Source organism: Pseudohoeflea suaedae, assembly GCF_004354915.1.
Classification (GTDB): Bacteria; Pseudomonadota; Alphaproteobacteria; order Rhizobiales; family Rhizobiaceae; genus Pseudohoeflea; species Pseudohoeflea suaedae.
The window spans coordinates 225,298-245,879 of sequence record NZ_SMSI01000004.1; the positions used below are offsets into that span (position 1 = coordinate 225,298).

The 20,582-nt window shown below is 63.9% G+C and carries 16 protein-coding genes; 7 read left to right on the top strand and 9 right to left on the bottom strand.

What is annotated here, in order from left to right:
* Positions 1-15 precede the first annotated feature (15 nt).
* The 5 genes from E2A64_RS17080 to E2A64_RS17100 all read right to left on the bottom strand — a co-directional run bounded on the left by E2A64_RS17080 (position 16) and on the right by E2A64_RS17100 (position 8,428).
* Entirely contained in the window at positions 16-1,272 is a 1,257-nt protein-coding gene (locus E2A64_RS17080; protein WP_133285726.1) for a cytochrome b, read from the bottom strand.
* 15 nt (positions 1,273-1,287) lie between these two features.
* Positions 1,288-1,845: a ubiquinol-cytochrome c reductase iron-sulfur subunit gene (petA, locus tag E2A64_RS17085; protein WP_206662471.1), complete on the bottom strand. Its 558-nt coding sequence runs from the start codon at positions 1,843-1,845 to the stop codon at positions 1,288-1,290.
* 215 nt (positions 1,846-2,060) lie between these two features.
* A complete protein-coding gene (locus E2A64_RS17090) occupies positions 2,061-4,565 on the bottom strand; it encodes an MBOAT family O-acyltransferase (RefSeq protein WP_133285728.1) in 2,505 nt (834 codons plus the stop codon).
* Positions 4,566-4,641: 76 nt separating this feature from the next.
* Positions 4,642-6,510 carry an ABC transporter ATP-binding protein gene (locus E2A64_RS17095; RefSeq protein WP_133285729.1) on the bottom strand — a complete coding sequence of 623 codons (1,869 nt, stop codon included), beginning with the start codon at positions 6,508-6,510 and terminating at the stop codon, positions 4,642-4,644.
* A gap of 52 nt (positions 6,511-6,562) precedes the next feature.
* Positions 6,563-8,428, bottom strand: a complete 1,866-nt coding sequence (locus E2A64_RS17100; RefSeq protein WP_133285730.1) for an ABC transporter ATP-binding protein — start codon at positions 8,426-8,428, stop codon at positions 6,563-6,565.
* A 396-nt stretch (positions 8,429-8,824) separates the two neighbouring features.
* Between E2A64_RS17100 and E2A64_RS17105 the strand changes: the two genes are divergently transcribed.
* Complete coding sequence (locus E2A64_RS17105; protein WP_133285731.1) at positions 8,825-9,298, top strand: tRNA (cytidine(34)-2'-O)-methyltransferase; 474 nt, start codon at positions 8,825-8,827, stop codon at positions 9,296-9,298.
* A gap of 84 nt (positions 9,299-9,382) precedes the next feature.
* On the opposite strand, the gene E2A64_RS17110 is transcribed toward E2A64_RS17105, so the two are convergent.
* Positions 9,383-9,601: a hypothetical protein gene (locus E2A64_RS17110; RefSeq protein WP_428977506.1), complete on the bottom strand. Its 219-nt coding sequence runs from the start codon at positions 9,599-9,601 to the stop codon at positions 9,383-9,385.
* A 188-nt stretch (positions 9,602-9,789) separates the two neighbouring features.
* On the opposite strand from E2A64_RS17110, the gene hemF reads away from it, so the two are divergent.
* Complete coding sequence (hemF, locus tag E2A64_RS17115) at positions 9,790-10,701, top strand: oxygen-dependent coproporphyrinogen oxidase (RefSeq protein ID WP_133285733.1); 912 nt, start codon at positions 9,790-9,792, stop codon at positions 10,699-10,701.
* Between the two features lie 151 nt (positions 10,702-10,852).
* Positions 10,853-11,041: a DUF1059 domain-containing protein gene (locus E2A64_RS17120; RefSeq protein ID WP_133285734.1), complete on the top strand. Its 189-nt coding sequence runs from the start codon at positions 10,853-10,855 to the stop codon at positions 11,039-11,041.
* A 25-nt stretch (positions 11,042-11,066) separates the two neighbouring features.
* On the opposite strand, the gene E2A64_RS17125 is transcribed toward E2A64_RS17120, so the two are convergent.
* The 3 genes from E2A64_RS17125 to E2A64_RS17135 are packed head-to-tail and all read right to left on the bottom strand — an operon-like array spanning position 11,067 to position 13,611.
* On the bottom strand, positions 11,067-12,341 hold the full coding sequence (locus E2A64_RS17125) for a CCA tRNA nucleotidyltransferase (protein WP_133285735.1): 1,275 nt from the start codon (positions 12,339-12,341) through the stop codon (positions 11,067-11,069).
* Complete coding sequence (locus E2A64_RS17130) at positions 12,338-12,988, bottom strand: CoA pyrophosphatase (RefSeq protein ID WP_133285736.1); 651 nt, start codon at positions 12,986-12,988, stop codon at positions 12,338-12,340. The genes E2A64_RS17125 and E2A64_RS17130 overlap by 4 nt, the downstream gene beginning before the upstream one ends.
* On the bottom strand, positions 12,988-13,611 hold the full coding sequence (locus E2A64_RS17135) for a DUF1285 domain-containing protein (protein ID WP_133285737.1): 624 nt from the start codon (positions 13,609-13,611) through the stop codon (positions 12,988-12,990). Before E2A64_RS17135 ends, E2A64_RS17130 begins: the two co-directional genes overlap by 1 nt.
* A 151-nt stretch (positions 13,612-13,762) precedes the next feature.
* Between E2A64_RS17135 and E2A64_RS17140 the strand changes: the two genes are divergently transcribed.
* The 4 genes from E2A64_RS17140 to E2A64_RS17155 are packed head-to-tail and all read left to right on the top strand — an operon-like array spanning position 13,763 to position 20,576.
* Positions 13,763-14,788 carry an AAA family ATPase gene (locus E2A64_RS17140; RefSeq protein WP_133285738.1) on the top strand — a complete coding sequence of 342 codons (1,026 nt, stop codon included), beginning with the start codon at positions 13,763-13,765 and terminating at the stop codon, positions 14,786-14,788.
* 4 nt (positions 14,789-14,792) lie between these two features.
* The gene (locus tag E2A64_RS17145; RefSeq protein WP_133285739.1) at positions 14,793-15,707 is read left to right on the top strand and encodes a DUF58 domain-containing protein; all 915 of its coding nucleotides are present in this window, start codon (positions 14,793-14,795) and stop codon (positions 15,705-15,707) included.
* A complete protein-coding gene (locus tag E2A64_RS17150) occupies positions 15,704-18,511 on the top strand; it encodes a DUF4159 domain-containing protein (RefSeq protein ID WP_133285740.1) in 2,808 nt (935 codons plus the stop codon). Before E2A64_RS17145 ends, E2A64_RS17150 begins: the two co-directional genes overlap by 4 nt.
* Before the next feature lie 7 nt (positions 18,512-18,518).
* The gene (locus E2A64_RS17155; protein ID WP_133285741.1) at positions 18,519-20,576 is read left to right on the top strand and encodes a hypothetical protein; all 2,058 of its coding nucleotides are present in this window, start codon (positions 18,519-18,521) and stop codon (positions 20,574-20,576) included.
* Positions 20,577-20,582 lie beyond the last annotated feature (6 nt).

Genomic DNA, 20,582 nt, shown 5'->3' on the forward strand with positions numbered 1-20,582 from the left:
CCTTTCGCCGCTCGATCAGGCCTTGCCGTTCTTTTCAAGAACAGCTTCCGTAATCGAATTCGGTATCCGTTTCGGTGTCTCGAACAATCCGAGCAGCGGCATGATCACCACAAAGAAGCCGAAGTAGTAGAGAGTGCCGAGCTGCGACATCACCACATAGGCACCTTCCGCCGGCTTGGCGCCGAGCCAGCCGAGCATGACGGCATTGGCAATGAAGACCCAGAAGAACAGCTTGTACCAGGGGCGGTACACGGCCGAGCGGACCTTCGAGGTATCGAGCCAAGGCAGGAAGAACAGGATGATGATCGAGCCGAACATCACCAGAACGCCGCCGAGCTTGGAGTCGATCGGGCCGACATTGAAGGTGATGGCGCGCAGCATCGCGTAGAACGGCAGGTAGTACCATTCGGGAACGATGTGGGCCGGGGTCTTCAGCGCATTGGCCGGAATGTAGTTGTCGGGGTGGCCGAGGTAGTTCGGCATGTAGAAGACGAACCACGCGAAGGCGATCAGGAAGACCGATACGCCGAGCGCATCCTTCATCGTCGCATAGGGCGTGAAGGGAAGCGTATCGGTTTTCGACTTCACCTCGACGCCGGTCGGGTTGGTCTGGCCGGTCACGTGCAGCGCCCAGATATGCAGGACGACGACGCCCGCGATCATGAACGGCAGCAGGTAGTGCAGCGAGAAGAAGCGGTTCAGCGTCGGCTGATCGACGGCGAAGCCGCCGAGCAGGAACTGCTGGATCCACTCACCCACGACCGGGAAGGCCGAGAAGAAGCCGGTGATGACGGTCGCGCCCCAGAAGGACATCTGCCCCCAAGGCAGAACGTAGCCCATGAAGCCAGCGGCCATCATGAGGAGGTAGATCACCACGCCGAGGATCCAGAGGATCTCGCGCGGCGCCTTGTAGGAACCGTAATAGAGGCCGCGGGCGATGTGGAGATAGACCGCGATGAAGAAGAAGGATGCCCCGTTGGCGTGCATGTAGCGCAGAAGCCAGCCGTGGTTCACGTCGCGCATGATCTTCTCGACGGACACGAAGGCTTCGCCGGTACCGGCGACATAATGCATGGCGAGCACGACGCCGGTCAGGATCTGAACGATCAGCATCACCGACAGCATGGCGCCGAAGGTATAGGCATAGTTCAGGTTCCGCGGAACCGGATAGGAAATGAAGCTGTCATGGCCCATCCGGAGGATCGGCAGACGCGAATCCAGCCATTTTTCAAGACCGGACGAGGGTTTGTAGGTCGAATGATCGGAGCTCATAATCGTCTTGTCCCCTTAGCCGATCGTGATGACGTCGTCCGACGAGAACGCGTACGGAGGAATGTGAAGGTTTTCCGGAGCCGGACCCTTACGGATGCGGCCTGCGGTGTCGTAGTGCGAACCGTGGCACGGGCAGAACCAGCCGCCGAAATCGCCGGCCTGGCCGAGCGGCACGCAACCCAGATGGGTGCAGGTACCGATCATGACGATCCAGTTTTCCTTGTCGGCGCCGGCGGAACGGTCGACGTCGGTCGCCTGTGCATCGCCGGGCAGGTTCTGGTTGCGTGCGACCGGATCCTTCAGGTCGTCGAGCGAAACAGCCTGGGCTTCCTCGATTTCCTTTTCGGTCCGGTTACGGATGAAGACCGGCTTTCCGCGCCACTTGACCGTCAGCGACTGGCCCTGCTCGAGAGCGGAGACATTCACCTCGATCGAGGCCTGCGCCAGCGTCGAGGCATCCGGGCGCATCTGGTCGATGAAGGGCCATGCAACGGCACCTGCGCCGACGACGGCAGTCATGCCAGTGGCAAGGTAGAGAAAATCGCGGCGGGTCGGCTCTTCGTGGCCACCCATGTCCCCGGTGTTTGCTGTGTTATCGCTCACGGCGTGTCATCCTCTCCAGGCTGTATACCGGTTCAGCATTCTGCCATCCCGAACGTGCATACACACGCGCTTTCGCATTGTGGCAAAATCCTGTCAATTGCGCGGTTTCTAAGCGGGAAGCGACAAGAAGTCCAGACCGGTAAAACGATAGAGGCGCTTTGTCGCAAATTATCCCGGAGGTCTGCTCACTCGAGAAGACGCTCGACAAATTCAAGCACCACGATATCGGGCGCAAGTTCGTTCATAAGGGCTGCGTCCAATCGCTCGTTGGAGTGATGAAGCCAGATCACGCGATCGAAATTGCGGGCAAACAGGGGCGTCAGAAAACTGTTGGAAAAAGAATCTCCGATGATGAGAACAGAGACGCTATCCCCGCCGGATCCGGCACTTCCCGGATTGATCAACCCATAGGCTCCCTGCGGCAAAGGCAGCCCGGCGATCGCCTCGGTGCGCACGAATCGCTCGGTTCCGAAAAGTCCGCCGGTGAATTCCGGAACGTCGGCTTCCTGAGCGCCCCGCTGCAGCATCCGTGTCAGATCGCCCTCGATCAGTGCGCGCCTGTAGCCCTTGAAATGGTTTGTTGGCGGAATGAGGGCGTCCCCCTCCCCAAGACGATCCACAATCGCATTGTAGGCGAGCAACGCGGCACGCTGGTTCCAGTGCGTATCCACCGGGCCGTAGAGTGCTCCCCGCTCACGCTGGTCCAGAAGGACGGGGCGAAGATCGAGAGCCGGGATACCGCGATCCGCCATCGCGCGGAGGAAGACATCGAGCGATTCGGACGCGTCCGCACGGATGCTGTAGGGCGCCATTTCCGGATAGATCGTCGCCTTGTCGGGAGCCGGCACGACGATCAGTCGCCCACCCCTCGCCTGTTGCTCGGCGTAAAGCGCCTCGGCTCGGCGTTCCCAGTCCTTAACCTTGGCGTCGCCGACGAGAATTCCCGCTGCTCTGTTCCTCAGCTTCTTCGAATTGAAAAAGAGCCAGCCGTTCTTGCCCTCGACAGCCGGCAAATCTGATTTCGTATCCGACAGAAAGCGAACATGTTTTGCCGCCTCGAGGAGAAACCCTTCACCACCGACATGAGTGGCAGCCAACTTATCGACCGACTCGGTGAAGGCAGGGAAGCTGTGCGGCGGATCTGAAAGGAGGCTCGGCAAGGCATGCGGCGACAGGAAGACGGGCAAAGCGGGGCCGAGGATCAATATTGCGCCGATGAGTATGAAAAGCCATCGCTGGATACGCAGGATCATCGATCTAGAACCGGAAATAGAGGAAGGATTGTAGTCGCTCGCCTGCAACAGGACGACGGCGAGAGCGAAGAAGAACAAGGCAGTCGTACCCTCGAAAAAGTGACGCACATTCGCTTCGCCTGCCCAGCCGCCGGGAACCGCCCTTGCAAGCCTGGTCGAAATCGACGCGACCATACGACGCCCGGCCGTTGCAGGCACCAGGGCGAACCAGCTCCCCGCCGCTGCCGCCAGATACCAGAACGGCATGACGGCTCGTGTCATCTCCTCGTCGAAACCTCCGTCGCCCGGAGCGCCCGCAAGGGCGGCAAAATACTCACCGGCCTGCCCGAGATCGCTGGATCGGAAGAACACCCATCCTGCCATGACGACAAGCAGCGTATATGCCTGCGCGACGAACACCGGCATACCCGCCAGCGCGCGCTTGGCGAGAAAGCGCTCGAAGAGAAGAAACAGGCCGAAATATCCGCCCCAGACGATGAAATTCCATGCCGCCCCGTGCCAGAACCCGCAGAGCAGGAACACGGTCATCAGGTTGAAGACGGTGCGGGCATCCCCGCGCCGGTTTCCGCCCAGCGGGATGTAGAGATAGTCCCTGAACCAGCGCGACAGCGACATGTGCCATCGGCGCCAGAACTCGGTGATCGATCGCGACGTATAGGGCTGCCGGAAATTGCGCGGAAAGGTGAAGCCGCAGATAAGGCCGAGGCCGATCGCCATGTTCGAATAGCCGGCGAAATCGTAGTAGATCTGCAGCGTATAGCTGCCCAGTCCCAGCCACGCCTCCGCGGCATCGAGGCGTGGACCGAGCGCGAAGGCGACATCGGCGGCCCGCCCGATCTCGTTGGCCAGCACGACTTTTTGCGCCAGGCCGATCATGAAGATGCGAAATCCTGTCGAGCCTCGCGCCAGCGTATGGAAGCGGCGTGTGAGCTGGTTTGCCACCGTGGCATAGCGCACGATAGGCCCCGCAACGAGCTGCGGGAACATGGTGATATAGAGCGCCACCCGCATGAGGCTGGTTTCCGCCCGCGCGTCGCCGCGAAAGACATCAACGGCGAACGATACGGCCTGGAAGCAGAAGAACGACACACCGAGCGGCAATGCCACCCCCGTCTCGGCTATCGAGGTCCCCGCAAGCCCGTTGAAGCTGCTGATGAGAAAGTCCGTATATTTCGCCAGAACCAGAACGCCGAGGTTCCAGGTCACCGCAGCGGTGAGCGCAAGCCGGTTCTGGCGGGCAATCGCCGGCGTCAGAAGCCAGTTGACGACGATCGTCAGGGCAAGAACCAGGATGAAGGTCGGCTCACCCCACGCATAGAAGAGCAGACTGAAGACGAGCAGGACGACATTTCGGACCTGTATCGATCGGCCGATAAAATAGACAGCCAGAAACAGCGGCAGAAAGACGAGCAGGAAGCTGTTAGAACTGAAAAGCATGCATGAAGGTATATCCGATTTCGGTCCGGGCGGAACGCCCGGGCCCGCCCTTGCGGCATCCCCTTATGCGTGAGCCCTACTCGGCGGCCATGTCTCCGCCGATGAAGCCACCGGACTGGCGGGCCCACAATTCGGCGTAAAGACCTCCTTTTGCGACGAGTTCGGCATGCGTGCCGGCCTCGATGATGCGGCCCCTGTCGATGACGACGAGCCGGTCCATGCGGGCAATCGTGGACAGGCGGTGGGCAATGGCGATCACCGTTTTTCCCTGCATCAGATGTTCGAGATTGTCCTGGATCGCCGCCTCGACCTCCGAATCGAGTGCGGACGTCGCTTCGTCGAGAACGAGGATCGGCGCGTCCTTCAACATGACGCGCGCAATGGCGATCCGCTGGCGCTGACCGCCCGAGAGCTTCACTCCGCGTTCGCCGACATGGGCATCGAGCCCCCGCCTGCCCTTCTGGTCGACGAGTCCGGAGATGAAGGTCGCGGCTTCGGCGCGCCGGGCGGCCGTGAGGATATCCGCGTCGTCCGCATCGGGACGCCCGAAGGCAATATTGTCGCGGATCGAACGATGCAGAAGCGCGGTATCCTGAGTGACCATGCCGATATGACGTCGCAGCGAGCCCTGGGTGACATGGGCGATATCCTGCCCGTCTATGAGGATCTTTCCCGTATCGACGTCGTAGAAGCGCAAGAGAAGATTGACGAGCGTCGACTTGCCCGCCCCGGACCGGCCGACGAGGCCGACCTTTTCACCCGGCTTCACCTTGAGCGAGAGCTTGTCGAGAACCGGCAGTTCCCGGTCGTAACCGAAGCTCACCTGGTCGAAGACGATTCCCGCCTCTTCCACCTCGAGCGGCCGTGCATCCGGCGCGTTGGTCAGCCCTATCGGCTGGGAGATGAGCTCGGCGGAATTCTGGATCGTGCCGATATTGCGCATGATCCCGTTGAGCTGCGTCATCATGCGCCCGAGCAGCATGTTGAGCCGCAGCACGAGCCCCAGCGTGAAGGCAACGCCACCCGCAGTTATCGCGCCCGCGAGCCACAGGTCGACGGAGAGATAGGCAATCGTGGTGATCATGATGCCCGACAGCAGCGCCAGCGAGGAGCGGACCCCGGTCAGGAGCCGCGCGAAGGGCCGCAGCGTCGCCTGGAAACGGTCGAAACCGGACTTGATGTAACTGTCGTTCTCGTCCTCGCGGCCGAAGAGTTTCAGCGTCTGGATATTGCCGAAACTGTCGACCAGCCGCCCATTGAGCATGGAGCCCGCTTCCGCGGTTTCGCGGGCGTGACGGCGAATGCGCGGCACGAAATAGCGCGCCAGAATGGCAAAGATCACCACCCAGACACCGACGACCAGGGCCAGCCGCCAGTCGAGCTGGCCGACCAGCGCCATGGTCGAGACCGTGTAGATCAGCATGAACCAGGCGACCTGCAGAAGCGAGGTCATCAGATCCCCGGTGGCCTGCCCCGCCGACCAGACCTTGGTGACGATGCGGCCGGCGAAATCGTTCTGGAAGAACGACAGCGACTGGCGCGCCACATGGGCATAGGACTGCCAGCGCACCAGATTGAAGAAGTTGAGAACGATCACCTGTTCCTCGATCAGCGCGCCGAGCGCCACGACGAAGAACCGGCCGAACAGGATCACCAGCGCCATGACGGTCAGCTCGAATCCGTGATCGGCAAACATGCCTGACCAGCCGGACGCCTTGTCGGCGGTATCGAGGATGTCGACCACCCGCCCCACGAAGAAGAACAGCGCAGCTTCCAGCACCGCGACCGCACCGCCGAAAAAGGCCATGCCGGCAAACGGCCACCTGGCCTGCCGGACATAGTGCCAGACGAAGGCCAGGGTGGTTTCGGGCGGACGCAAGTCCCCACGGCGCCCGAAGGGATCGATCCAGCTTTCGAACAGACGGGCGACGGATTTGACGATCATGGGGTTGATATAGTCCTCGTCATCCCCGCCTCCAAGCAGGCCGCAGCGCGGATCACTCCGCCGCTGCCGATTTCTGGTCGTCACTGTTTTCGCTGTCGTCGATGAACCCGCCCGACTGACGCGACCACAGATCGGCGTAAAGACCGCCCGCGGCGATGAGCTCGTCATGCGTCCCCATCTCCACGATCCGGCCGTGATCGAGAACGATCAGCCGGTCCATCTCGGCAATGGTCGACAGCCGGTGGGCGATGGCGATCACCGTCTTGTTTTCCATCAGCTGGAACAGGTTTTCCTGGATCGCCGCCTCGACTTCCGAATCGAGCGCGGAGGTCGCCTCGTCGAGCACGAGGATCGGTGCATCCTTGAGGAAGACGCGCGCAATCGCCACACGCTGGCGCTGACCGCCGGAAAGCTTCACGCCACGCTCGCCGACATGGGTATCGAGCCCCTTGCGGCCGCCGGGATCCTCCAGCTCGCCGATGAACTCGAGCGCGTTGGCCTTGCGTGCCGCTTCGATGATGGCGTCTTCGCTGGCATCAGGTCTGCCATAGGCGATATTGTCGCGCACCGAACGGTGGAGCAGCGAAGTGTCCTGCGTGACCACGCCGATGGCCGCGCGCAGCGATTCCTGCGTGAGTTCAGAAATATCCTGTCCGTCGACGAGAATACGGCCGCCTTCGAGATTGTAGAAGCGCAGAAGCAGGTTGGTCAGCGTCGTCTTGCCCGCGCCCGAGCGTCCGACCAGACCGACCTTCTCCCCGGGCTTGATGTCGAGCGACAGATCCTCGATCACGCCACGCGCCTTGCCGTAGTGGAACCGCACGTTCTCGAAGCGGATCCCGCCCGGACCGGTGGCGAACGTCCTTGCCGACGCCGCATCGGTCACGTCGACCGGCTGGGTCATCATCTCCATGCCGTCCTGCACGATGCCGATATTCTCGAAGAGCCCCGAGACTTCCCACATGATCCACTGCGACATGCCGTTGAGGCGAAGCGCAAGGCCGATGGCGATCGCGATCGACCCGACAGACACCGCGCCATTGAGCCAGAAGCCGATGGCGAGCGCGGAGACGAGAAACAGCAGAAGCGCGTTGTTGAGATGCACGGTGATCTGGAACCAGGTGATCTTGCGCATCTGCCGATGCACCGATTGCAGGAACCGGTCCATTCCGCCGCGCGCATAATCCTCCTCGCGACGGCTGTGCGAGAACAGCTTCACCGTGGAGATATTGGTGTAGCTGTCGACCACCCGACCGGTCATGTCCGACCGTGCGTCGGCCTGGATGGCGGACAGATGCTTCAGCCGCGGCACGAAATAGACGAGCAGCCCGACATAGATCATCAGCCAGAGCAGGAGCGGGAGTGCCAGCACCCAGTCGGCACTGGCGACCAGCACCACCATGGCGATGAAGTAGACGCTGACATAGACGAAGACGTCGAGCAGCTTGATCACCGTCTCGCGGATCGAGAGCGAGGTCTGCATCACCTTCGTGGCGACCCGGCCCGCGAACTCGTTCGAGAAGAATGTCAGGCTCTGGCGCAGCAGACGGCGGTGCATCTGCCAGCGCGCGATCATGGCGTAGTTGCCGAGAAGGGTCTGGTGCAGGATCAGCGAATCGAGCGCAACCGCCAGCGGCAGGCCGAAAAGCACGAGCGCCGCCATGCCGGCAAGTCGCCAGCCTTCGCGCTGCAGGAACCCTTCCGGATCGGCCGCCGACAGCCAGTCGACGATCGAGCCCAGAAAGCCGAACAGCATCACTTCGCCGACCGAGATCAGCGCGGTGAGGACACCCATGGCGAGAAGCCAGGGCCAGGCGTCCTTGGAGTAATGCCAGCAGAAAGCCACGAGCCCCTTGGGAGGCGTATCCAGCGCCCTTTCGGGATAGGGATCGAGGCGCTTTTCAAACCAGTTGAACATGGGTCGGATCCTTGAATGCCCGAAACTGTACGGGCGGCATCCGGAGCTGCGGCAACGCGCTCGTCAGATGCGGGAAAAACGGGACGTCACGCAGGCTGCACAGCCGCGGACAGTTTGCAAAACGGGAAACGAGCAGACGCTCGCTAGGCCAGCAGTCGCGGAATGGCGATCCGTGGGCGGCCGGCTGCAGGGAGATATGGCATATTCTCGATCGATTTCATCAATGCCTCCCCGCTCGGATAAACAATGGATGTCCTTTAGCTGTTTCCGATGCCGAATTGAAGTCTCAATCGTCGTCGCGCGCCGCCTTGCCCCCAGGCTGTGGCGCAATCGCCACGACTTGCAGCTCGAACAAACCATCTTGAGCAACAGGGGCCGCTGGCGTAGCAGGACAGGATGACCAGACCAGCCATCGCCCTCTACCAGCCCGACATCCCCGGCAATACCGGCACCATCCTGCGCCTGGGCGCATGTCTCGGTTTCGATATCCACGTCATCGGCCCGGCGGGCTTCGACCTTTCCGACAGGGCGCTCAAACGCGCCGGCATGGATTACCTCGCCATCGCATCGCTGACCGACCACGTGTCCTGGGAAAGCTTCGAGGCCTGGCGCACTTCGGCGGGCCGACGGCTGATCCTGGCGACCACGAAGGCCAGGACGCCCTATTTCGAGATCGACTATCGCGCGGACGATATCGTCCTTTTCGGTCGCGAAAGCGCAGGCGTGCCCGACCACGTCCATGATCGAGCGGATGAACGCGTGACCATTCCGATGCGGCCGCAAGCCCGCTCGATCAACCTCGCCATCTCGGCCGGCATGGTCGCAGGCGAGCTGCTCCGCCGCTTCGGCCCCGGGCCGGACCCGGCGTAAACGCCTTGTCCCAGACATCCGTGCCGACATGATTGAGATCGCCCACGCCGCAACTGTCATTCGCTGCGGTGACAGGAGCGACAATCAGTCGGCGGTCGGAAGTCGCCGCATCGTGAATTCGATCCGGTCATCGGGCAGTTGCCGCCAGCTTTCCACCGCCGTCCAGTAGGCCTGTTTGGGCCATGAATCGAACCATTCCCGCGCCTTGCTGCGGGCTTCTTCGCGATCAAGCCGGAAGGTTTCGCGGATGAAGGAATCGGTCCTGTTGCGCGGACGCGCGTCCTGCGCTCGCGCCCGCCCCATCTGGCGGCGCAATCCATCAAGAGGCGGCGCTGGTCTGTTGTTGCGCATGTCTCTCTCCGACCTGACCTGATTGAATATAGGCCCGGCAAGACGAGATTCCGAGTCCTCTCTCCGCTTGCCGCGACATCGCATGGCTTTGCCTCGTGTCGCGCCGGTGCTATGGGAGCGCCGAAACGACAAGGTGCCCCATGAAACGACCCGAACTTCCCCGCGACATCCCCGCCGATATCGAAGCCAAGAAGCAGACCGCCCGCCAGTGGTTCGAGAAGCTGCGCGACGTGATCTGCAAGGGCTTCGAGGACCTCGAGGACGAGGTTTCCAACCAGCAATGCGAAGGAGAGCCGGGTCGCTTCGTCCGCTCGCCATGGGAACGTGAAGGTGGCGAGAGCGGCGGCGGCGTGATGTCGGTAATGAAGGGCCGGCTCTTCGAGAAGGTCGGCGTTCACACATCGACGGTCTTCGGCGAATTCTCCGAGGAGTTCCGCAAGCAGATCCCCGGCGCCGAGGAAGATCCCCGCTATTGGGCGAGCGGCATTTCGCTGATCTGCCATCCGGTCAATCCGCACGTGCCGACCGTTCACATGAACACCCGCATGGTGGTGACCACGAGCAACTGGTTCGGCGGCGGCGCCGACCTCACGCCCATGCTGGACGATCGACGCACCCAGGAAGACCCGGACACCCGGCTTTTCCACCGCGCCATGGAGCTTGCCTGCAATCGCCACGATGTGGCCGACTACCCGCGGCTGAAGGAATGGTGCGACGAATATTTCTATCTTCCGCACCGCAACGAGGCCCGCGGCATCGGCGGCATTTTCTACGACTGGCTGCACTCCTCGCAGGCAGACGGCGGCTGGGACGCCGATTTCGCCTTCACACAGGATGTCGGCAAGGCCTTCCATGTCGCCTATCCCAAGATCGTGCGTGCCAACTGGCACAAATCCTGGAGCGAGCACGAGCGCCGCGAACAGATGATCCGTCGCGGCCGCTATGTGGAGTTCAACCTGCTCTACGACCGCGGCACCATCTTCGGCCTGAAGACCGGCGGCAACGTGGAATCGATCCTCTCCTCGCTTCCGCCCACCGTTCTTTTTCCCTGAAACGGGTTCACATCGCGCAAAAACGGACTAGATTCGCAATTGTAGCCGGCCGAGCCGGATGCAGTCCGAATGCCTCCGGATGCGGGTCGGCCGGGTGACCGGAACGACCGGTTTCCCGTGACATCTGTCATCAGCAAGGGAGGTAGAAACCATGAAAAAGTTCGAATGTGCCGCTGTCGTGCCTGGTTGCCCATGGCACACGCGTTCCGACGACGAGGCCGATCTCGTCGCCCGCGCGGTCGATCACATGCGCCAGACCCATGGCGAGACGGTGATACGCGAGACGATGGTCGAACGGATCAAGGCCGCCATCACCGACGAGAAGGGCAAGGCCGCCTGATCGGGAATGCCGAACGGGAAGAGGCCTATTTCTTCTGCTCCGTCCGGGTCGCGATCTCCATCAGGCGGTCGCGATCCAGCGCAAAATTGCTTTCCACCCATTTGTCCTCGGCGAGCCTGAGCCGCTGCCCCACTTCCTCGCCCGGCGTCATGCCCGCATCTAGCAGATCCTTGCCTGAAATCGGCAATATCGGGCGGGTCCATTTTTCCGCCCGTTTCAACAGCGCGGACAGCCTGGCCATCTCCGACATCGCAGCCTCTTGCGCGTCCGCCGCACGGACCTTCACACTCGCCATCGCGATCTTCAACCGGTCGATGATCGCCTCGCGTCCGTGGCGGTACATCAGCCGGTCGAGCGCGGTTCCGGCAGTTGCGGGTTGAGGTGGCGTGGCCATCGCCCAATCGCAGATTCGCTGGCTTTCGGCCTTGCTGAACTTCAGCCGCTGGGCGAGCTTTTCCAGCCGGACCCGGTCGGGCGGCAGCATCGTCATCAGCCGCAGCAGCGGATCAGGCGACCAGCCGTGATCGTTCTCAACCTGGATCAGCCCCGGAATGGCATCGATGCCCCATTTCTCGGTTTCGGGAAGCAGGAAGGTCAGCACCCCGGTCTGCCGCATCCAGAGCAGCGCGCGGCCCGGATCGGGGGCCTTCAGAAGCGCCTTCATTTCCTTCCAGACGCGCTCGGCGGAGAGCTTGCCGAGGCTCTCCCTGTCCCGCACGCTCGCCTTGAGCCCCTCGGCGTCCGGCCGGCCGCCGCCATACCAGCCGAAAAACCGGAAGAAGCGCAGGATACGTAGATGATCCTCGGCGATCCGCTTCTCCGCCTCGCCGATGAAGCGGATCGTGCGGCTTTGAATGTCGGCGATCCCGCCCACCGGGTCGAGCACCCGACCGTCAGCGGCAGCGTAGAGCGCGTTGATGGTGAAATCGCGCCGTTCGGCATCGGCCTGCCAGTCGGTCCCGAAGGCCACCTCCGCATGGCGGCCGTCCGTGTCCACGTCCTTGCGCAAGGTGGTGATCTCGAAGCCGCGACCCTCGACGACCAGCGTCACCGTCCCATGGTCGATGCCGGTCGGCACCGGCTTGATGCCGGCAGTCCTGGCCCGCGCCATGACCTCGTCGGGCGTGAGCGTGGTCGCCATGTCGACATCGCCGACCGGCTCGCCCATGAGAGAATTGCGTATCGCGCCGCCGACAACACGCACTTCGCCGCCGTCGGCGTTCAGCAGATCGAATACCCGCCGCAGCGCCTTGTCCTGAAACCAGGCTTCACCGGCGACGCTTCTGTCAGTCCCGCTCACGCATAGAGCCTTTCATAAAGAACGCGGATTATGCCCGCGGTCACGCCCCAGATATATCGCTCGCCATAGGGCATGACGAAATAATGCCTCTCCCGGCCTTCCCACACGCGGCTTTCCTGCCGGTGATTGGCCGGATCCATGAGAAAGTCGAGCGGCACCTCGAAGATCGCGTCGACTTCCGCCGGGTTGGGTACGAGATCGAAACCCGGTTTGACAACAGAGAGAACCGGCGTGATGCGGAAACCGGTCATCGTCAGGTAATCCGGCAGATGGCCGACGACGTCCACGAGATCCGGGTCGAGCCCGATTTCCTCCTGCGCCTCGCGCTTGGCCGCGAAGTCGACACTGCCGTCGCCCGGATCCACCGCTCCGCCCGGAAAGGCGATCTGGCCGGAATGTTTCCGCAGTGTCGCCGTCCGCTGGGTCAGGATCACCCGCGCGTCGTTGCCATCCTCGATCACCGGGATCAGAACCGCAGCATCGCGCAACGTCGTCTGGTCGATCCCGAGCACCATGTCGGCATTGAGTGCATGATCGCCATGGGCAAGATAGGTCGGTCCCGGGCCGGTAACTTCGTCTTCGGGACGGTGCCTGCCGGCACGCGTGCGGAAATCCGCCGCATCATAACGCTGCAATGAGCCGACCATCAGCTCTGGCGCTCCAGTTCGGCCATCTCCATGACCGGGAACGTCGCGCCGCCGGAGCGGATGACGAACATCGCGGTGCCGTCGATGTCGGCCTCTTCCCCGTGTTCCAGAAGCTCGTATGTAACGGCACGCCCGACCAGCGCCTCCAGCCGTCCGCGCACCAGCACGTAAGGCTTGAGCTCATGATGCTCTCCGGAGACGACGAAGCGGATGGGATTATCCGCTGACGCGGTGACGACATCGCCGACATTGGTGCGGAAGCTGATCGATGGTTCCCCGTCCTTGTCTTCGCAGGTCATCTCGACGGCGAGGAAGGGGGCATCCTCGATCCTGATCCCGAGCTTTTCCACAGGCGTGACGAGATAGGTCTTTCCGTCCTCGTCCTTGCGCAGAACGGTCGAAAACAGCCGCACCAGCGCCGGACGTCCGATGGGGGTGCCCATGTAGAACCACGCGCCGTCCGACTTGATCTCCATGTCGATATCGCCGCAGAAGTCCGGGTTCCAGCGCTCCACCGGCGGGAGACCGTCCTTGCCGGCATTGCGGTCGCCGGCGGCACGCTCGATCAGGCTCTGGAGCCCCGCCGCACTAGCTGTTTTTGCCGATGAACTCATTTTCGCCATTCTACTGTCTGTCAATCGGGACCTGTCGCCGGTAACGAGATAGTCAAGTCGAAGCCACTTGTCAGCCTTGGCCGTCGGACTAAGCTTCCTGTTAGGGTATCGCGAATCGCTCTCAGACGAGAGCAGCGCCCCTGAAACGCCGGAGAATACCATGGGCATGATGGACACCTCCCCGCAACCCGCCGACAACACGCCCGATGCGAAAGCGATGGTGGCCGAGGCCGAAAAGGCGCTCGATGACATAGCAGCGATCAAGGACGCCGTCTCCGACGTCATCTTCGGTCAGGAAAGCGTGGTCGAGCGCACCCTGCTAGCCGTCCTGTCCGGCGGCCACGCGCTTCTGGTCGGCGTACCCGGCCTCGCCAAGACCAAGCTGGTGACGACGCTCGGCACGGTGCTCGGCCTGTCAGCCGCCCGCGTCCAGTTCACGCCCGACCTGATGCCGTCCGACATTCTCGGTTCGGAAGTGATGGACCAGGACGAAAAAGGCCGCCGCGCCTTCCGGTTCGTTCCCGGCCCGGTCTTCACCCAGCTTCTGATGGCGGACGAGATCAACCGCGCCTCCCCACGCACCCAGTCGGCGCTGCTGCAGGCCATGCAGGAATATCACGTTACCGTCGCCGGCCAGCCGCACAACCTGCCGACGCCGTTTCACGTGCTTGCCACCCAGAACCCGCTCGAGCAGGAAGGCACCTATCCGCTGCCCGAAGCCCAGCTCGACCGTTTTCTCCTGCAGGTCGACGTCCCCTATCCGGAGATGGATGCGGAACGCCGGATCCTGCTCGAAACCACCGGCGGCCGCGAGGCCGAAACCCGCCAGGCGATCACTGCCGAGCGGCTGATGGAGATCCAGGCGCTGATCCGCCGGATGCCGGTGCCCGACAGCGTGGTCGAGGCAATCCTGAAACTCACCCGATCGGCCCGCCCCGGCCACGGCAACGTTCGCACCGATGCGACGGTCGCCTGGGGCCCCGGCCCCCGCGCCGGCCAGGCGATGATGCTCTGTGCCCGCGCCCGCGCGCTCTATGACGGCCGTCTCGCCCCGTCCGTCGACGATGTTCGCGCCCTCGCCGAACCGGTGCTCCAGCACCGCATGGCGCTGACATTCGCCGCACGCGCCGAAGGCATCGGCATTCGCGACATCATTGCGGAACTCGCCGCATCGGAGGCGCTCTGAGCGTATGGCATCGATTGGCCGCCTTATTGACCCAACGCCGCGGCTGGACGTTCTGGCCCGCGCCAGGATGCGTGCCAGCCTGTTGCCCGACTGTCTTGCCGAGGCGCGTCGCGTCGCCAATACGGTGATTGCCGGCTGGCACGGTCGCCGCAAGCGCGGCATCGGCGAAACCTTCTGGCAGTTCCGGCCCTATGTCGATGGCGAGGCGCAATCGCGCATCGACTGGCGGCGCTCGGCCCGCGACGATCATCTTTATGTCCGCGATCGCGAATGGGAAGCCGCGCACACGGTCTGGCTCTGGGCCGATCTCTCGCCCTCCATGCATTATCAGAGCGATCTCGCCATTGCCTCGAAGGAAAGCCGCGCGCTGGTTCTCATGCTCGCGATTGCCGAATTGCTGTCGCGCTCGGGCGAACGCATCGGCTGCCCCGGCGTGATGGAACCGGTTTCCTCGCGCAGCGCCGCGGAACGGCTGGCGGTTGCCCTCTCGCATGCGTCTCTTGAAGGCGGCATGCCGGATCTCACCCATGTCGGACGGATGAGCGATGTCGTGCTGATCAGCGATTTCCTCGACGAGGAAGCCTCGCTCGAACGCACCATCGCCCCGGCGGCGCAACGCGGCGTGCGCGGCCACGCCGTCGAGATCCACGATCCCGCCGAAGAACGGTTTCCCTATTCCGGGCGTACCGAGTTCCGCGATCCCGAAACCGGGCAAAAACTGGTCGCCGGACGCGCGGAGACGATCGCCGAGGACTACCGCCGCGCCTGGCAGGCGCGCCGCGTCGCCATGTCGGAAGCCATCCGTCGCAAGGGCTGGAGCTTTCTCGCCCACGGAACCGACCGCCTGGCATCGGAAGCGCTCGCAACCCTTCACGGCCATCTTTCCGGACTCCCGACCACCGGCGGGGAGCGGAGCTGATGGGCGGGCTTCCCCTCGCCTTCGGCGCCCCCGCGATCCTGTTCGGCCTTGTGGCGCTGCCGGTCATCTGGTGGCTGTTACGGCTCACCCCGCCGCGACCGCAGGCCGAGCCCTTTGCCCCGCTTGCCATTCTCGCACGCGTTCTCAAACCCGAGGAAACCCCGTCGCACAGTCCTTGGTGGCTGACGGCGCTGCGCCTGCTCGTTGCGGCCCTCATCATCCTGGCGCTGTCGGAGCCGATCCTCAATCCGCGCGACAAGACGCTGTCGGCCAGCGGTCCGCTCGTGCTGATGATCGACAATGGCTGGGCAAGCGCTCCCGACTGGGACGATCGCGTGGCTGCCGCCGAGGACCTGATCTCCGAAGCGCGTGACGCCGACGTTCCGGTTTCGATCGCCTTCACCTCCGACCGCCGCAACGATGCCACCCCGATGAGCGCGTCCAATGCGCTCGAACAATTGCTGGCTGCTGCCCCCCGGCCGGCACGGCCCGAGCGCGGAGCAAGCGTGACAGCCGTGCAGGCGGCCCTGGCCGGAACCCCGCCCGGCACGATCGCCTATATCACCGATGGCATGGCGAGCGACGACGGTACCGAAGCCCTGGGCAGGCTCTTCGCCCTCGGTGCGGCCGATGTTCAGATCATCGGTTCGGCGACCGGCGCACCGGTGGCGCTGACGGATACCTCGAACGGCTCGGACGCACTGCAGATCGCTGCGACCCGGCTCGCGACCGAGGGTTCGATCAGCATCCCCGTCACCGCCCGCGACAGCCGCGGCAGGGACATCGCCCGCGGCGAAATAGCTTTCGAGGGCGGCTCGAACGCCGGGACCGGCGAAATCACCGCGCCTTTCGAAATACGCAACGACATCGCCCGGATCGACGTCGATGCCGGCCTGACGGCCGCCGGCGTCCGCCTCGTTGATGACAGTTTCCGGCGGCGCCGCGTGGCGCTCATCTCGGGCGAAGCGGCCGATCTGGCACAGCCGCTTCTTTCGCCGCTCTACTATATCGACAAGGCGCTCTCGCCCTATGCCGACCTCATCCATGCCCAGAGCGCAGACCTCGCGAAATCCATTCCGGCGCTGATCGAACGCCAGCCTGCCATCATCGTCATGGCGGATATCGGCTCGCTGCCCGAGCAGGAAGCCGTGGAACTGGAGCAGTGGATCGAGAATGGCGGCACCCTCGTGCGCTTCGCCGGCCCCCGATTGGCAGCAGCCGACAACGATACGCTGACGCCCGTCACCCTGCGGCGCGGCGAACGTGAACTTGGCGGCGCTTTGTCCTGGGACGCGCCGCAGCCGCTCGCCGATTATCCCGAAGGCAGCCCCTTTGCGGGACTTCCCGTGCCGCGCGACGTGACCGTGAACCGTCAGGTGCTTGCCGAGCCCTCCGCCGATCTCGCGGCCCGGACCTGGGCATCGCTGGCCGACGGAACGCCGCTGGTCACCGCCGCCGATCGCGGCGACGGCCGCATCGTCCTCTTCCATGTGACGGCCGAGGCGGGCTGGTCGAACCTGCCGATCTCCGGCCATTTCGTCGACATGTTGCGCCGGGTCGTCCAGCTGTCCAACAATGTGGGACGCGCCGGCGGCTCCTCCAACGCCGTCCTGCCGCCCTACCAGCTTCTCAGTGCGGCGGGTGCCCTTCTGCCCGCCTCCGGCGACGCCAAGCCGCTCGATCTTTCGGCCGGCCGGACGCCGCGGGCCGGCCCCGACAATCCGCCGGGCCTCTACGGCACCGAGGACGGATATGTGGCCCTCAATCTCTTCCAGAGCGACGAGCGCATCGAACCGCTTGACATCCCGGACGCCGGCGCCCCCGTCAGCCGTGCCTCGCTCGGCCGTGGCGACGCGCTCGATCTCAAGCCATGGCTTTTCGGCGCCGCTCTGCTCGGTCTGCTGATCGATACGCTCATCGTCCTCGTCATGGGCGGGGCGTTGCGCCGCCTGAGCCGCCGCCGTGTCACCGCCGCAACCGTCATTGTGTTCGCCGCCGGTTTCGCGCTCCTTGTCGCTGCCCCCGGCGCAATCGCGCAGGACAGCCAGCCGGGCGACGTCGATATCGTCGACAAGCTCGACCAGACCCACATGGCCTATGTGATCACCGGCGACGACGAGGTCGACCGCATCAGCCGCGAGGGATTGAACGGGCTTTCCAGCTACCTTGCCAATCGCACGGCGCTCGAACCGGGCGAACCGGTCGGGGTCGATATCGAAACCGATCAGCTCTCCTTCTATCCGCTGATCTACTGGCCGATGAGCGAACAGGCGCCGATGCCCTCGGAAGCCGCGATCAGCCGCATCGATGCCTATATGAAGAACGGTGGCTCGGTGCTGTTCGACACGCGCGATCGGATCGACGATCTGGGTGGTGCCACCGCCGGCCCGACGCGTCGCCTCCAGGCGATCCTGTCCGGTCTCGACATTCCGCCTCTCGAGCCTGTGCCCTCGGATCACGTTCTGACCAAGGCATTCTATCTGCTCGATGTCTTCCCCGGTCGATATGCCGATGGCCCGCTCTGGGTGGAAGCCACCGCAGCCAGCCAGGAAGAGGCAACCGCCGAGCGCCCCGCGCGTGCGGGCGACGGCGTGTCATCGATCCTGATCACCTCGAACGATTTCGCCGCCGCATGGGCCGAGGACGAGAACGGAAACCGGCTCTACCCCACGGTACCCAACGATCCGTGGCAGCGCGAATACGCCTACCGCGCCGGCGTCAACATCATGATGTACATGCTGACCGGCAACTACAAGTCCGACCAGGTTCACATCCCGGCGCTCCTCGAACGGCTGGGGCAGTAGCAGTAGCATGAACCTGAGTTTTGCCCCGTTCATTCCCCTGCCCCTGCTCATCGGCCTCGCGGTCGTCGCGGCGCTGCTCGCCGGCTGGGCGCTCTTCGTGCGTCAGCGCGGTTCGGTGATCCGCGCCATCGCGCTCGCCGCCCTCGTTCTGGCGCTCGCCAATCCCGTCGCAAGCTTCGAGGAACGCGCCCCGGTCAAGAGTGTCGTGGCCGTCGTCGTCGACCGTAGCCAGAGCCAGGATCTTGGCGATCGCACCGACCAGACGGACAAGGCGCTCACCGAACTCAAGGCGCGGCTCGACCGCTTCCCCGATTTCGACACGCGCATCATCGAAAGCCGTGGCGACCCGGATTCAGATTCTCCCTCCACCGATCTCTTCGAGGCGCTTTCCACCGGCATCAGGGACATTCCGACCTCGCGGCTGGCGGGCGCCGTGATGATCACCGACGGCCAGGTTCACGACGTGCCTGCAAGCGCCGAGGCGCTCGGCCTGGACGTGCCCGTCCACGGCCTGATCACCGGAGACGAGAACGAACTGGACCGCCGCATCGAGATTGTCCGCGCCCCGCGTTTCGGCATTGTCGGCGAGGATCAGGACATCGTCTATCGCGTGATGGTCGACGGCCGGCCCTCGAGCGGCCCGCTGCCGGTGACCATCCGCGTCAACGGCGAGGACCGCGGCATTGCCGATGCCGTGCCCGGCGAGGAAAGCACCTACACGCTGGAAGTTCCACGCGGGGGCAACAACATCGTCGAACTTGCCGTCGAGGAGGAACCCTCGGAAGTCTCGACCGCCAACAACCGCGCCGTGGCCCGTATCGAGGGCATCCGCGAAAACCTGCGGGTATTGCTTGTGTCCGGCGAACCGCATTCGGGCGAGCGCGCCTGGCGCAATCTGCTCAAATCCGACGCCTCGGTCGACCTGGTCCATTTCACCATCCTGCGCCCGCCGGAGAAGCAGGACGGCACGCCGATCACCGAACTCTCGCTGATCGCCTTCCCGACACGCGAACTCTTTGTCGAGAAAATAGAGGAATTCGATCTCATCATCTTCGACCGCTACCAGAACCGCGGTGTTCTGCCGGTGCTCTATTACGATTACATCGCCCAGTATGTAGAAAACGGCGGCGCCCTTCTGATCGCGTCCGGGCCTGAAATGTCGGGCATCGAATCCATCGCGCAGACCCCCCTGGCGCCTGTGCTTCCGGCCTTCCCGACCGGCAACATGGATGTCGAAGGATTTTATCCGCGCCTTACCGATGCCGGCCGGCGGCACCCCGTCACCCGCGAACTCCCGGGCGGCCTGCAGGAGCCGCCCGCCTGGGGCCGCTGGTTCCGCTCGGTTGCCGTCCAGAGCGTGGCCGGCGACACCGTCATGAAGGCAGCCAATGATGCGCCGCTGCTCATCCTCAATCGCCATGGCGAGGGCCGGGTTGCGATGCTGCTCTCCGACCAGGGTTGGCTCTGGGCCCGCGGCTTCGAGGGCGGCGGCCCGCATGTGGCGCTCTACCGCCGCATCGCGCATTGGCTGATGAAGGAACCCTCGCTCGAGGAGGAAGCACTCCGCGCCTCCGCCAGCGGCAGAACCCTGCGCGTCGAGCGCCAGACGATGGCCGATACCGCCAACCCGGTCACGCTCACCCTTCCATCAGGGGCAACGCGACAGCTCGCGCTGCAAAGCGAAAGCGACGGCCTTTTCGCCGCCGAACTGCCGCTCGACGAGTTCGGTCTGGTGGAAGCCCGCGACGGCGATCTGACGGCCCTCGCCCATATCGGTGCAATCGACGCGCCGGAGTTCCGCGCCACGGTCTCGACCACCGAGGTCCTGAGGCCCATTGCCGAGGAAACCGGCGGCATGGTCGCGCGGGTCTCGGGCGACAATGCCGTGCCGCAGATCCTGCCCGTCCGCTCCGGCTTCCGCGATAGCGGTGGCCGGCTGACGCTCCGCACATCGTCGGAAACCGTGCTGCTTGGCGTGCGCTCGGTGCCGCTCTTTGCCGGCTTCCTGGGACTGATGCTGATGATCCTGGCGCTCGGCGCCACCTGGTTCCGCGAAGGCCGCTAGAATGCC